At 72.0% G+C, this 13,369-nt stretch carries 15 protein-coding genes; 2 read left to right on the plus strand and 13 right to left on the minus strand.

The features are described from left to right. Window positions 1-25: 25 nt before the first annotated feature. Window positions 26-1,129: a Gfo/Idh/MocA family protein gene (locus ACFVTC_RS35055; RefSeq protein ID WP_390132568.1), complete on the plus strand. Its 1,104-nt coding sequence runs from the start codon at window positions 26-28 to the stop codon at window positions 1,127-1,129. A 72-nt stretch (window positions 1,130-1,201) separates the two neighbouring features. Here ACFVTC_RS35055 and ACFVTC_RS35060 read toward each other — a convergent pair whose 3' ends face one another. The 11 genes from ACFVTC_RS35060 to ACFVTC_RS35110 all read right to left on the minus strand — a co-directional run bounded on the left by ACFVTC_RS35060 (window position 1,202) and on the right by ACFVTC_RS35110 (window position 9,995). Continuing rightward, a complete protein-coding gene (locus ACFVTC_RS35060; protein WP_390132570.1) occupies window positions 1,202-2,269 on the minus strand; it encodes a MerR family transcriptional regulator in 1,068 nt (355 codons plus the stop codon). A gap of 56 nt (window positions 2,270-2,325) precedes the next feature. Further along, entirely contained in the window at window positions 2,326-3,291 is a 966-nt protein-coding gene (locus ACFVTC_RS35065; protein WP_390132572.1) for a catechol 2,3-dioxygenase, read from the minus strand. Between the two features lie 10 nt (window positions 3,292-3,301). After that, entirely contained in the window at window positions 3,302-4,384 is a 1,083-nt protein-coding gene (locus ACFVTC_RS35070) for a 4-oxalomesaconate tautomerase (protein ID WP_390132574.1), read from the minus strand. Then, window positions 4,381-5,100 carry a 4-carboxy-4-hydroxy-2-oxoadipate aldolase/oxaloacetate decarboxylase gene (locus ACFVTC_RS35075; RefSeq protein ID WP_390132576.1) on the minus strand — a complete coding sequence of 240 codons (720 nt, stop codon included), beginning with the start codon at window positions 5,098-5,100 and terminating at the stop codon, window positions 4,381-4,383. Before ACFVTC_RS35075 ends, ACFVTC_RS35070 begins: the two co-directional genes overlap by 4 nt. Continuing rightward, window positions 5,097-5,846 (minus strand): PIG-L deacetylase family protein, encoded by a 750-nt coding sequence (locus ACFVTC_RS35080; protein WP_390132578.1) that lies wholly within the window; start codon window positions 5,844-5,846, stop codon window positions 5,097-5,099. Before ACFVTC_RS35080 ends, ACFVTC_RS35075 begins: the two co-directional genes overlap by 4 nt. 48 nt (window positions 5,847-5,894) lie before the next feature. Continuing rightward, window positions 5,895-6,545, minus strand: coding sequence for a GntR family transcriptional regulator (locus ACFVTC_RS35085; protein WP_390132580.1), 651 nt, complete (start codon window positions 6,543-6,545; stop codon window positions 5,895-5,897). Between the two features lie 546 nt (window positions 6,546-7,091). Next, complete coding sequence (locus tag ACFVTC_RS35090; RefSeq protein ID WP_390132582.1) at window positions 7,092-7,568, minus strand: DUF5707 domain-containing protein; 477 nt, start codon at window positions 7,566-7,568, stop codon at window positions 7,092-7,094. Window positions 7,569-7,913: 345 nt separating this feature from the next. After that, window positions 7,914-8,036 (minus strand): type B 50S ribosomal protein L36, encoded by a 123-nt coding sequence (ykgO, locus tag ACFVTC_RS35095; protein WP_148014371.1) that lies wholly within the window; start codon window positions 8,034-8,036, stop codon window positions 7,914-7,916. A 38-nt stretch (window positions 8,037-8,074) separates the two neighbouring features. Further along, complete coding sequence (locus ACFVTC_RS35100) at window positions 8,075-8,329, minus strand: type B 50S ribosomal protein L31 (protein ID WP_390132584.1); 255 nt, start codon at window positions 8,327-8,329, stop codon at window positions 8,075-8,077. A 59-nt stretch (window positions 8,330-8,388) separates the two neighbouring features. Then, entirely contained in the window at window positions 8,389-8,553 is a 165-nt protein-coding gene (rpmG, locus tag ACFVTC_RS35105) for a 50S ribosomal protein L33 (protein WP_390132586.1), read from the minus strand. A 122-nt stretch (window positions 8,554-8,675) separates the two neighbouring features. Next, on the minus strand, window positions 8,676-9,995 hold the full coding sequence (locus ACFVTC_RS35110) for a tetratricopeptide repeat protein (protein WP_390132588.1): 1,320 nt from the start codon (window positions 9,993-9,995) through the stop codon (window positions 8,676-8,678). Window positions 9,996-10,475: 480 nt separating this feature from the next. Here ACFVTC_RS35110 and ACFVTC_RS35115 point away from each other — a divergent pair, with 480 nt between their 5' ends. Beyond that, window positions 10,476-10,943 (plus strand): hypothetical protein, encoded by a 468-nt coding sequence (locus tag ACFVTC_RS35115; RefSeq protein WP_390132591.1) that lies wholly within the window; start codon window positions 10,476-10,478, stop codon window positions 10,941-10,943. Window positions 10,944-10,965: 22 nt separating this feature from the next. On the opposite strand, the gene ACFVTC_RS35120 is transcribed toward ACFVTC_RS35115, so the two are convergent. Both ACFVTC_RS35120 and ACFVTC_RS35125 read right to left on the minus strand, forming a co-directional pair. Next, window positions 10,966-11,328 (minus strand): hypothetical protein, encoded by a 363-nt coding sequence (locus ACFVTC_RS35120; protein WP_390132592.1) that lies wholly within the window; start codon window positions 11,326-11,328, stop codon window positions 10,966-10,968. A gap of 358 nt (window positions 11,329-11,686) precedes the next feature. Beyond that, entirely contained in the window at window positions 11,687-13,135 is a 1,449-nt protein-coding gene (locus tag ACFVTC_RS35125; RefSeq protein WP_390132594.1) for an MFS transporter, read from the minus strand. Window positions 13,136-13,369: the final 234 nt, after the last annotated feature.

Genomic DNA, 13,369 nt, shown 5'->3' on the forward strand with positions numbered 1-13,369 from the left:
CACGGATGCAGGGAGGAACGGACACTTGAGGACAGGACCCGTACGGTTCGGCATCGTGGGCAGTGGGTGGCGGGCCGATTTCTTCGCCCGGCTGGCGAGGGTACTGCCCGAGCGGCTGGCGGTGGCGGGCGTCGTGACGCGTTCGGCCGAACGCGCCGCCCGGGTGAGGGCGGAGTGGGGTGTACCCGCTTTCCGGACCGTCAGCGAACTGTGCGCCGCTGAACCGGAGTTCGTGATCCCTTCGGTGCCGTGGGAGATCACGCCGCAGGTCGTGAAGGAACTGGTCGAGCATGAGGTACCGGTCCTCGCCGAGACTCCGCCGGCGCCCGACGTGCGCGGCCTTCGGGAGCTGTGGGATGCCGTGGGAGGCGCGACACGCGCCGGGGGCGGCGGACTCGTCCAAGTCGCCGAACAGTACCCCCTGATGCCCGGCCACGCCGCTCGCACGGCCCTCGTGCGCGAGGGCGTGATCGGCAAGGTCACATCCGTCCAAGTGTCCTCGACGCACATGTATCACGCGATGTCGCTGATCCGGCACACGCTGGGTGTCGCCGACGGGCCCGTCACCGTGACGGCTCGGGCCTTCAGCGCCCCGCTGGCCGATCCGCTGTCCCCCGCCGGCTGGTCGGACGACCTCACGCCCAAGGACGCCGTCAACACCCTCGCTCTCCTGGACTTCGGCGGGGCCCTCACGGGCCTGTACGACTTCACCGACAACCAGTGGTGGAATCCGCTGCGCGCCCGCCGGATCGTGGTACGCGGCTCGCTCGGCGAGATGGTGGACGACATGGTGGTACGGATGGCCGGTCCGCGCACGCCCGTGGAGTCCCCGCTGATGCGTCGCCGAACCGGGACGGATCTCAATCTCGAAGGGGCGGAGGTGCACCACATCTCGTTCGACGGACGAGTGGTGTGGCGCAACGACTATCTGGGCGCGAGTCTGTCCGAGGACGACCTCGCCGTGGTGGACCTGCTGTGCCGTACGGGGGCATGGGTCCGGGACGCCGGCCCCGAACCGTATCCGCTGGCCGAGGGCTGCCAGGATCATCTGCTGGCGTTGGCCATCGAAGAGTCGGCGCGTACGGGAGCGCCGGTGACGACCGCGGTGGAGGCGTGGGCGGCACGCTGATCCCTGGCCTTCAAAACGAGGTGTCCTGAAGCTGACGGACCGTGGGCGGGCCGGGTCACGGCGAACGTACCGTCAGTCCTCCAGGCGGACCGGCATCAGGATCGAGAAGGTGCCCTCGTCGTCGGGCCGGCGGATCGCGATCGGCGTCGTGGGGGTGTCGAGCTCCACGATCAGTCGGTCCCCGGCCCCGGCGGTCAGCGCGTCCAGCAGGAACTCACGGTTGACGGCGACGCGGTTCGGGTCTTCGACACCCTCGGGGCAGAGCGTCATCGTGCCGCCATCCTCCACCCTGAGCACGCTGAGGTCGTGCGCTCCGGATTCTCCGGAACGGACCGGACCGCTCTCCAGGGCCTCCCGGAAGGCCGCCACCTCGACGACCGCGCGGCGCCCCGGGACCCGGGGGAGGAGACGCCGGTAGTCGGGGAAATCGTGGTCGAGGCACTGACCGGCTGCCTGCCTGCCCCCAGTCTCCAGTGTCACGCGGTCACCGTCGACACGCAGCCGCACGGGTCCCTCGCCGTCCAGGAGCGCCCGCATCGCGTCGGCGAGCGGGGTGGGCACGACGACCTGCACTCGGCTCCCGTCGTGCCCGGCGACACCGGCCCGCGCGACGGCCATCCGGTACCGGTCGGTGGTCACGACGTGAAGGCTCTCGCCCTCGATGTCGAACAGGACCCCGCAGAGCATCGGCAGCTCCGGGTCGGTGCTCACCGCGAAACGAACCGTGTCCAGCGCGGCCGCCAGTTCGGGCGCGGCGACGGACAGCCGGACGGCGGCGATGCGAAGCGGAGTCATGACGTTCTCCCTGTGATCGAGTAGGGCTCGGAGCGCGGAGAACTCGCCGCGGGCATCGGACAGTCCCTGTTCGAGGCGGCGCAGGTGCGCCGTCAGCAGTTTCCGGACCAGATCGGTGTCCGCGCCGGACCAGCTGGCCAGCACCAGCCGGACGTCCGCCAGCGGCATCCCGGACCGGCGCAGGCGGGCCAGCAGCCGGGCCTCCTCGAGCTGCTCGGGTTCGTACCAGCGATAGCCGCTCACCGGATCCACCCAGGCCGGGACCAGCACACCGGCACGGTCGTAGAACCGCAGGGCGCTCACACCCAGACCGCTGTCGCGGGCCATCTCGCCAATGCTGCGCATGTCGTTCTCCACACCCAGCACTCTGGGCCCTGCACAAGGTCGAGGGTCAACCCGGGTCAGGTGTCCTGGGCCTGGTCGAGAGGTGGTGTGCCGTGGGTGTGGAAGGACTCGATGGTTTTCAGACCCCATGCCTGCCCCTTGGCCCGCTCGGCCTCGGTCCAGGTGATCAGCGGCCAGTCGGGGGCCAGGACGAGCCGGGTGAGCGGGTTGCAGAGTTCGACGCGGTTGCCGCCCGGCTCGTAGACGTACAGGAAGAACGTCTGCTGGATGGCGTGCTTGTGCGGGCCCGTCTCGATGAACACACCGGTGTCCAGGGCGAGGTCGGCGGCGCGCAGGATGTCCTCGCGGGTGTCGGTCGCGAACGCGATGTGGTGCAGCCGCCCGCGCGAGCCGGTCCGGTCCTCCGTGTGGACGACGTCGTACGACTTGTCCGTGAACGTCAGCCACTTCGCGACGATCCGGCCGGTGTCGAGCCGGATCTGCTCGGTCGGCCGGGCGCCGAGCAAGCGTTGGTGGAAGTCGGCGTTGGCGGCGACGTCGGCCGCGAGGTAGTTGACGTGGTCCAGACGACGTACGCCCACGCCGTGGCCGGGCTTGGCCTGGGGCTGGTTCTTCAGGCCCGGTCTGAGCCCGTCCGGGGCCCGGAACCACTCCGACTCCCAGTACAGGGCGACCTCGTGGCCGTCGGGGTCGCTGGTGACGTACAGCGGGCCGAGTCCCGGCTCGTCCTCGGTCCAGCGCCCCGCGTGGCCAGCCGCCTCCAACTCCCCGACCCTGCGCCGCAGGGCCTCCTCGCTGGAGGCGCGCAGCGCGGTGCGGCGCAAGCCCGAGGTCTCGTGCGCGGTGAGGACCAGGCTGTGGTGCTCGTAGTCGTCCCAGGTCCGCAGGTAGACCGAGTCGCCGTGCCTGCCGTTGACCGTCAGGCCCAGATAGTCGGTGAAGAACCGCAGACTTGCGTCCAGGTCCGGGGTGAGCAGTTCGACGTGCCCGAGGTGGGCGATGTCACGAAGGGGCGGGGCCATCCTGGCCTCCTCACAGGTGGGCCGCGGCTGCGGCCGGGCGGGCGAAGACCGTGCCGTCGAAGATCTTTCGTGCGGTGCGGACGACGGCGGTGCGCCGGGCCACCGGGGTGGCGGATCGGTGGTCGAGGGCGGCCTCGATGTCGAGGAATCCCGTGGGGTGCTCGATACGCAGCAGGTCCCCGTGGGCGGGCAGCCGGGCGATGCCCTCGCCCACCCCGCCCCCGACGCGCAGGCCCGCGGCGACGCCGGCGGCGCCCAGCACACCGATGGAGGGGTGGCAGCGCACCGGGATGAAGGTACGGGTCATGACCGCGCCCCCGTGCAACGGCGGCGCGAGCAGAGTGAGTTTGGGAACGGTGGCCGCTTCCACGTCACCGAGGCCCATCAGCTTCCCGGCCTCGAGCCGGATCGCCCGCAGTCGTCCGGCGAGCGCGTGGTCCACCTCCAGGTCCCCGGGTTCCTCGTATCCGGTGACGTGCAAGGTGGACGCCGCGATCAGTACGGTCGGCATCCCGTTGTCGACGCAGGTCACCGGAGTGGAGGCCGCGGTGTCGCGGGCGTGCCCGGTGGGCAGCAGCGGACGGGGTCCCGGAGGGAACTCGACCGTCACCGGGGCGGCGGCGCCCGGCACGCCGGAGATCTCGGCCGTACCGGTGTAGTCGACGCGCCCGCCGGGTGTCGCGAAGGTGGCGACGGCGAGGTCCCCGGAGTTGACCATGCGGATCCGTACGGAGGTCCGCTCCTCCCCCGCCCCGACCAGTCCGCGTTCGACCGCGAACGGGCCGACCCCGGCGAGCAGGTTGCCGCAGTTCTGCCGGTCGGAGACCTCGGGCCGGTCGACGCCGATCTGGAGGAACAGGTAGTCGACGTCCGCCCCGGGGCCGGCCGACGCGGAGATCACGGCCACTTTGCTGGTCAGCGGGTGCGCTCCGCCGAGGCCGTCGGTCTGGCGCGGGTCGGGGCTGCCCATGACCCGCAGCAGCAGATCGTCGCGTGCGCCGGGAACGGGCGGGAGATCGTCGGCCAGGAAGTAGGCGCCCTTCGAGGTACCTCCCCGCATGAGCATGCAGCGCACCTCCTCGCCCGCGCTCATGACACGGTTCCGTCGCGGACGTCGGGGGCGCACTCCTCGTAGGACAGGTACCGCACCCCCAGTTGTACGAGGGTCTCGCGCAGACCGTAGCGGTCCAGGCCCAACTGGCCCCCGGCGAAGGCGGTTCGGGTGGCGTCCTCCTTGGCGGCGCGCGCCTCGGCCGCCCTGACGGCCGCGCCCGCCTGCTCGCGGGGCACGCACACCACGCCGTCGTCGTCGGCGACGATCACGTCCCCGGGCCGGACGATCTGGCCGCCCAGCACGACGGGTACGTTCACCGAGCCGGCCGTGGCCTTGACCGTGCCCCGGGCGCACACCGCGGTCGACCACACGGGGAAGCCCATGGCGCGCAGGCCGGCCGTGTCGCGCACTCCGGCGTCGATGACCAGGCCGCGCACTCCGCGGTGCTGGAGCGCGGTGGCGAACAGGTCGCCGAACATGCCGTCGGTGGAGGGCGAGGTGGTGGCCACGACGAGGATGTCGCCCGGCGCGCACTGCTCGACGGCCGCGTGGATCATGAGGTTGTCGCCGGGCCGGCACAGTGCGGTGACCGCGGTGCCCGCGACGCGTACGTCCTGCTGGACGGGCCGGAAGCCGGGGCCGAGGCTGCCTCGCCGGCCCATGCCCTCGTGCACCGTGGCCACGCCGTGGCCGGCGAGCGCCTCGACGTCCTGGGCGTGCGCGCGCGGCGGATTGGTGATGATCAGACCGCTCACGCCAGTTCCTCCGTGACCTGTGGGTAGGGGCGCATGTAGGCCTCGGCGTAGGTGGTGTGGGGCAGGCCGAGGTTGGGACCCGCGTTGCGCCTGAGCTGCACGCCGCGCCGCTTTCCCAGGTCGGTGTAGTACTCCCACAGGTGCTGTTGGGTGGCCAGGCACTCCATGGCCGCGCGCTTGGTCTCCCACACAGGGGTGATGTCGAGGAGGACCTCCGGCCTGAAGCCGCACATCTCCGGCTGGTGCGGCTCGAAGAAGAACACCGGAGGGGCGCCGATGACCTCGCCTTCGGACGGGTACCCGATGGCCTGGGCCAGGACGCGCGCGTCCAGTGCCATCCGCGCGGCGGCCGGGTGGTCGCCGTTGTAGGGGTCGTCCCGGGGGTGGGTCAGCACCACGTCGGGCCGGGTGTCGCGATAGATCCGTACGAGACGGTCGGTCAGGTCCTGGGTCACCGGCAGGGGGTAGTCGCCCGCGTCGAGGAAGCGGACCTCGGCGCCGAGCACGGCGGCAGCCGCCTCGGCCTCGGTACGGCGTATCTCCTTGATCTCCGCCAGTTTCCTGCCCTCGCGCCAGGCTCGGGCGGACTCACCGCGCTCCCCGTAGGTGAGACACGCGAGGGTCACCTTCTCTCCTCGGGAGGCGGCCAGGGCGATGGCTCCCCCGGCCCGCCAGACGAAGTCCCCGGCGTGCGCGGTGATGACGAGCGTCGATCGTGGGGTGGTGGGCGCCTTGCCGTGCGTCATGGCTCGCATCTCCTTGGTGGACAGGCCGGTCGGCCCACCTCCGGGGCGTCATTGGCGCAGTGCGTCGATGACTCCCGCGAGGTGGCCGCGGACGGCCGCTTCGGCCGCCTGCGGGTCCCGGGCCCTGATCGCCTCGATCATGGCCAGGTGCTCACTCAGGGACTGCTGGGGACGTCCGGGCCTCAGCGCGAGCTGGAAACGATGGCGCACCAGTTGTCCGTTGAGCCGCTCCAGCAGTTCCACGGCGACCCGCTGGCCGGAGAACTCCCTGATCCGGGCGTGCAGTTCGTGGTTGAGCCCGGAGTAGACCAACGGCTCACCGTCGGCGACCGCCTTCGACATCGCCGTTCCCAGGCCGGCCAGTTCGGTGAGCTGGTCCTCGGTGGCCGCGACGGCCGCCTTGGCCGCGCACAGGCCTTCGAGGGCCATCCGGCATTCGGTGATGGCCACCGCTTCCTCGACCGTCACCACCCGCACACGTGAACCGCGGTTGCGGATCCGCTCGACGAGTCCCTCCGACTCCAGCTCGATCAGCGCGGCCCGGACGCTGGCCCGGGTGACGTCGAACCGCTCGGCGAGTTCGTTCTCCACGAGCCGTTGGGCCGGTGCCATCTCGCCCAGCAGGATGGCCTGCCGCAGCTGTGCCAGCGCGTGTTTCCTGGCCTGCTCGCCGGTGCCCGGACGGGCTTCCTTCGGCATCGTGCCCTCCCTGAGTGAGTGCCTGTCGAACGTAAATCCAGGCCAAGAAGATTGTCAACAATTTTGTCCGGTATGTTGCCGACACGCGCCGTGGGGGCTGTGGTCAGCCGTCTCCGCAGCCTCGACCGGCCCAAGAGTCCCATGGGTGCGATGCGGTTCCGCGTCGGCCGGACCAGACCGATCCGCGGGTCCGGCGCGCTCCCGCCGCCGACCGGCACGTGACACGAGCGCCGTCCGCACGCGGGCCCGGGAGCGACGTCCGCACCGTGAGGCGCGTACCGCAGGGGAGCCGGAAAACACCTGAGCCCCGCCCTCCGAATCGGAGGGCGGGGCCGTGTGGAGCGCCGGGCAGGCCTTGCACCTGCATCTCCCCGCAGGAAGCGGGGCGTCTTTCCTTGGACCACCAACGCCGGGCCCGCTACCGGAGATCCGGCGGCGTGCTCAAGATCGACTATAGCGGAGAAGCGTCGCGGGGCACAACGCGGCCGTGGCGGCGGCCCGTTCCCCCGCGGGGCCGTCGCCCGACCGGCACCTTTCGGGTGGCACTCAGCCCGCGTGACGTGTGACGGTGAAGGTCGACGCCTTCGCCGAGAACGCCGCGCCGTGGTCCTTGGCGGTGACGAGGACCGCCACGTACCACGTACCGGTCGGGAGGTCGGCGGCGTCCTTCCCGTCGACCTGAGACCGGTAGGCGCACACCGAGGTGGTCGCCGAGGACGCCTTGCACGTGGCGCTCTCGACGTGGGCCATCTCCGACGCCTTGGGGGCCAGGTGCGAACTCCTCGGCCAGGCCAGGACCTTCACGCTCCTGATGCCCGAGTCGTCGGACACGGAGGTGGTGAAGGTGAAGGCATGGGTCCCGCCGCTCCCGAGGACCACGGGGTCCGAGGAGGACTTCGCGATGACCGGATCTCCCGTCGGTCCGGCCGCGTCGGCGGTCCCGACGAGGGCGACGGTGGCAGCGGCGCCTCCACCCAGGACGACGGCACCGGCGAGCGCGGACAGGACGAGGCGCCTGGACATGTGATTCCCCCATGACGAGAAGGCCGACGGACCGACCACCGCACACGCGGGGCCGTTTCGGTACGACGCACACCAAGTTCTCTGCTCCGAACAAGAGCTGACGGTCGATCAGCGTGCGGTGTACGTCGTGCCGCGTGAGGTCCATGGTGTGGGCCACCGGGGCCACCGGGCATGAGTACGGCTACTCAACCCGGCGCCGTCCGCTCCCGTGAGTACCCCGCTCCGGAGAATCGACGGGGGTCGCGCACCACGCGGTGGTCTCGGCCTTGTGACATGGGGCCGGCCCGGTCCTCGCACCGTGCGAGGACCGGGCCGGCCGTCACTCTGTCCGCCCCCGGTGCTTCCTCAGCCCTGGCGGGCCTTGAAACGCGGGTTCTTCTTGTTGACGACGAAGGTCACACCGCGCCGGCGGACCACCTGGGCGCCGGGCTTCGACTTCATCGAGCGCAGGGAATTACGTACCTTCACAGCTCTGCTCTCCTTCTGCTGGGCAAGCGGGCCCGCGGTCAGTGCCGCGGCGCGGCCGCGCGGCCGTAGCGGCGCTCGAAGCGCTCGACCCGGCCCGCGCTGTCCACGACCCGCGCTTTCCCGGTGTGGAACGGATGGCTGGCCGACGAGATCTCGACATCGATCAGCGGGTAGGTGTTGCCGTCCTCCCACTCGATCGTCCTCGACGAGCCCGCCGTCGAACGCGTCAGGAACGCGACGTCCGCGGCCCGGTCACGGAAGACGACCGGCCTGGATTCGGGATGAAGATGCATACGGGGCCTCATGTGTGTTCCCTCCTTGCCACTGCCCACCCGGCCATGCCGGGATCGACTCAGCGTTCCTCCCGGAACGGAACGTGCTCACCCGCCACCCGGTCGTACTTGCGCAGGACGAGCCGGTCGGGATCGCTGAGACGGTTCTTGCGTGTCACGTAGGTGACGCCGGTCTCGGCCGTCGACCTCAGCGTGACGACGGGACGCGCGCTGCTGCGTGCCATGAGGTCCTCCTTCCGCCCGCACCGCGAGGATCTTGACTCGCGCATGCCAGCTACGTGGGGTGTAACAGCGACCCCCCTCATCGCATTCCCGGCGTGCCGGGCGCACCTGGGGCCGGGCCCGGTCAGGCGAACCTGGCGCTGGGGACCGGGCCGGTCGAAATCAGCCGGGCCCGGTCGCCCCGGAGCCAGGAGCCGTGGACCGCCGCCACGAAGTCGGTGAAGGGGCCGAGCGGGTCAGCGGGCGTTTCGCCGTCGCCCTCCCCCGGCACAGGATCGGCTGCCACGATCTCGGCGGCGATCCGTTCCACCGGCCGGTCGTCGGCCACCCCACGCTCCACACCGCCGTCTTCCCCCGCACCCGTCTGCTCGCCCCACGGAGCCACGACCGCCTGGTGCAGCAGCGTGACACTGTCGGCGGTGACCACCGGGACGTCGGTCCAGTTGCTCGCGTGTTCGTGCAGCACCTGTCCCGGGGCGCGGTCGAAGAGCTGCCCCAGGATCTCGGGGCCCCCGTCGGCCTCGGCGAGCCCGTTCAGGTCGTACGCGACCACGACGGTGTCCTCCCGCCCGGGGGCGAAGGACTCCGCCGGAAGGCCGAGCACCTCGGCGGCGGCCAGACCGAGGATCCGGCTGTCGCGGTCGGGCAGGAGCGACACCGACCGGGGGCGCACCTCGGTGGCGTCCAGCATCGCCCTCAGCCGCAGCAGGCCCTCCAGGCACTGGCCGTAGGAGTCCCGCAGCCACGCGTACCGGCCGGTCATCCCGGCGCCGAAGCCGAACGGCGAGAGCGTGCCGAGGACCGTGCCGCCCATCACGAACTGCCAGCCGCGCAGGTCGGTCACGTCGAGCGGGCTCACCGGCTCCGCGCTCGCGGCCCGCTCCAGCATCCGGCGCTGCCGGTCACGCGTGGGCCCCCAGCGAGGGTCCGTCGGGTCCGGCAGCAGCGCGTCCTGGCGCCTCGCCAGCGGAAGGTCACCCGACATGATCGCGTTGTGGACGAGGAGGTAGCGGTCCGGCCACTGCGCGAAGTCGTTCTCGTACCGCGTCAACACCTCGACGGCCTCGCCGTGCCGGCCCTCGCGCTCGTACGCGGACACGAGCTCCCGCATCACCATCAGGGCGCCCGGGTTTGCGCGCAGCGCCTCACGCAGGGCGGGTATCGCCAGGGCGGAGAGCCCGCGTTCGACACAGGCGTACCCGAAGTCGTAGAGCGCCTGCCCCTTCCCGGGATCCGCGGCCAGCGCCCCGGCGGCGGCCCGGAGGTCGTCGAAGCCGGCCATTCCCGCGGCCCGGCCCGCCACGAGTGCCGTCTCCGCCAGTGGCAGGGTCTCCGCGCCCTTCTTCACCACCCGCAGGGCGCCGGGCATGTCTCCGGCGTCGAGGCACTCCCATGCCTTCAGCAGGTCGGCGGACTTCGGTCGGCGGTTCTTGCGAGAGAACATGCTGGGGATCACGTCCGGGCGGACCCGACGCTCTCAAGCTCTTTGTTCCTGCCGGGCGTGCCGGGCCTGCCCGGCCGTCCCCGCCGGGGTTCCGGGACGCCAGGGTCGACGGTTCGCTGTCCCCCTCTCCCCCTGTCCCGTCCCCCTGCCCCCGACACGGGATCACCGTCGCGGTCCTGACCGGGAGCGGATGTCGCCACGCCCGCCCCGCCCGCGCGCCGGTCACGGCCGTACACCGCGCCGTCACCACCCGTCCGCGGGGCCCTGACCGTCGTCCTCCTGGGGCTCGCGGTCGCCCGCCACGGACCCTGCGGACGACACCCGAGCGGCCCGGCGGTAAACGCCAGACCGCGCCACCCCTTCCGAAGAATAGAAATATCTACCAGCATGAACACGCCGGGTCGGCGCCCGGGTGCGCTCCCGCATCCGGGTGTCGCCCCGCACACGCCCGAACAGCCTGTGAGGACGCGGGAGTTGGTCATGCCGGATGCAGCGTGGAGGCAAGCCGTCGAGTGGCTCGCGGCGGCGGCCTCGGACCCTCGGGCCTGCAAGCGGGAATGGGATCAGGAGCCGGGAACCGCGCTGTTGGAGGCCGGCCGGTTCTGGGACGTCCTCAGCGTTCCCGAGCAACTCGGCCTGCTCGCCCTGGACATCCTGTGGCAGGACCCCCTGCACGCGCCGGGTCCGACCCTGGTGGACACCGCGGCCCGCCGCGTGGGCTTCTTCCTGGCACCGGATCCCGAGAGCCGCTGGGTCGGATCCGGTATCCGTTACGCCGGCAAGGGGTCGTGGGTCGCGGTGCCCCCGCCCTATCGCTCCGCGGGGTTCCTGGAGTGGCTCATCCCACCGGACGGCACCGGGGAACTCCACTCGGCCCCCTCCCTGGAGCTGGCCCTGCAACAAGCCAACGGGACCCTCGCCGTCCTGGCGCCCTCGCGGGAGTGCTGAGACTCCGGAGGAACAGCGGGCGTCAGCGGCCCGGAAGGCCGCGCGGTACGGGCACGGCGGGCACCTGTTCGCCCACGTCCTTCTCCGGGGCCGGCTCCGTCCGGACGTCCGACGGCCGGGAGGGGGGTCCCACCCGTCGGTGGACCGCCTGGGAGCCGGCCGGCCGCGGCTCGCCCTCCGACGGGTCGGGGGCGGCGAAGGACGCCCACAGCACCTCGAAGACCTCGCGGCGCTCCGGGACCGTACGGCCCTCGGACCGCCATTCCGCGACCAGTTGGGCGTAGATCGGCGGGTGCGTCGGGTGGCCGGCCGCCGGCTCGGCGGGGGGCCGGCCCGCGAAGCCCTCCTCCGGACGGCGTCGCCGGGACGTGTGTGTGCTGTCCATGACGGAGCAACGGCTGCGCGTGCGCCGGTGGTACGCGCCCGTGCGGCCGCTCACCGGGTCGGGTGAGGGCGCCGCCCGTTCGGAGTCACGCCTCGGTAGCACAGTAGGACAAGCATCTTCCCGTATCGTCGAGGCGCCGCCTCGAAGGCCAGGACACCCTCACCTCGCCGGAACGCCGTCCGCACCGGCGAGGTGATGCGTGCGCCGCCCCACCGGTGGGACCGGGTCGTACGACCCGGTCCCACCGGTAGAACGACCCTGCCGTACCAGCCCGGCCCCACCGGCACGACCCACCCGTACGACCCGGCTGTACCAGCCCGGCCCTGCCGTACCGGCCCGGCGCCGTCGTCCGTCCGCCTCAGTTCCGCACGCCGGACACGACGGTCTCGGCCTCCGTGCTCGGCGGGTCGGAGACGGCGCGGGCGCCGGGCATACGGCCGGTCCGCCGGGCCGGCACGAGGAGGGCGGCCAGCGCGGCGCCGAGGCAGAGCAGGGCGAGCAGGCTGAATCCGTGGGTGTAGCCGGAGCCGTAGGGCAGGCCCGAGGGCTGCAGGCGGCCGGTCACCAGGACGCTGGTCACGGCCGCGCCGATCGATCCGCCGATGGTACGGATGTTGGCGTTCATCCCGGTCGCGGCGCCGGTCTGCTCGGCCGGCACACTGCCGACGATCAGGTTGGCCATCGAGGCGAAGGCCAGTCCGATACCGAGGCCGAAGACACCCGCGGCGAAGGCCACCTGCCACTGCTGGTCGTGCCAGGCGGCGAGGAAGCCGCAGGCCACGGCGCCGAGCGCGGCACCGGTCGTGAGCAGCCTCTTGGCGCCCAGCACCGGTTCCAGCCGGCCGCTCAGCACGCCCGAGCAGAACATCGCGATCAGCATCGGCAGCATGAGCAGTCCGGCCCCGGTCACGCTGGCCCCGAAGCCGTAGCCCGCGGAGCGGGGGGTCTGCACGAAGCCGGGGAGGAAGGACCAGATCGCGTACATGCCGGCGCCGAACAGCAGGGCGGCGGCGTTGGTGGTCCACACCGCGGGCAGCCGCATGACGTTCAGGTCGATCAGCGGGCTGCTGGAGCGGGCCTCGGCGTACAGCCACAGCGCGAAGAGCACCACGGCGGCGACGAACAGGCCGATCACCCGGTCCGATCCCCAGCCCCAGTGGGTCGCCTGGCTGAGCGGCAGCAGCAGGGCCACCAGCCAGCCGGAGAGCAGTACGGCACCGAGCCAGCTGACGCGCCCCTCTGCGCGCTTCGGGGACTCGGGAACGCAGCGCCACGCGATCAAGGTGGTCACCGCGACCACGCCGACCGGCAGCCAGAACAGCCACTTGTAGTCGAGGGCCGACACGATGGGGCCGGCCGCCACCAGGCCGACGCCGCCGCCCGCCGCGATCACGGCGGACAGGTTGCTGATGCTCGGGCCGACCTCGGCCGCGGTGAACTCGTCCCGGATGATGCCGAAGGACAGCGGGAACAGCGCGCCGCCTATCCCCTGGACGACCCGGGCGACGATCAGTACCCCGATGGAGGGCGCGAGCGCGGCGAGCAGACAGCCCAGCGTCACGGTCACGAGGACGGCGACGAGGGTGCGCTTCTTGCCGACGAGGTCCCCGACCCGGCCGAGGATCGGGGTGAAGACGGACGCGGACAGCAGGTACGCCGTCATCACCCAGGTCACGGTGGACTGCGAGGTGTGCATCGCGTGCTGGACGGTCGGCAGGGCCGGCGCGATCAACGACTGGAGCATGGAGAACACCCCCGCGCCGGTCGCGAGGACCGCGAAGGTGAGGCGGGTGGACTTCCTGGGCATGGAAAAGCCTCTCGGAACAGGATGCGGCCGGGATCGACCGGCCGTGGTCGTACGACAGGGAGGGCCGACGGGCGGCCGTGAGCGTGGGGCGAGCGCATGGAGCGGTCGCCGGGGAACGGAGGAGGACGGACGGGCGGCGCGGGCGGCACAGGGCCCACTGCCCGTCAACAGGGGGCACGGGCACGTCGTCGTCGCCTGCGGCCGCACGCAACGACGGGAACGTAGCCCCGACTG

It is taken from the genome of Streptomyces sp. NPDC057950 (assembly GCF_042887295.1).
Lineage (GTDB): Bacteria > Actinomycetota > Actinomycetes > Streptomycetales > Streptomycetaceae > Streptomyces > Streptomyces kaempferi.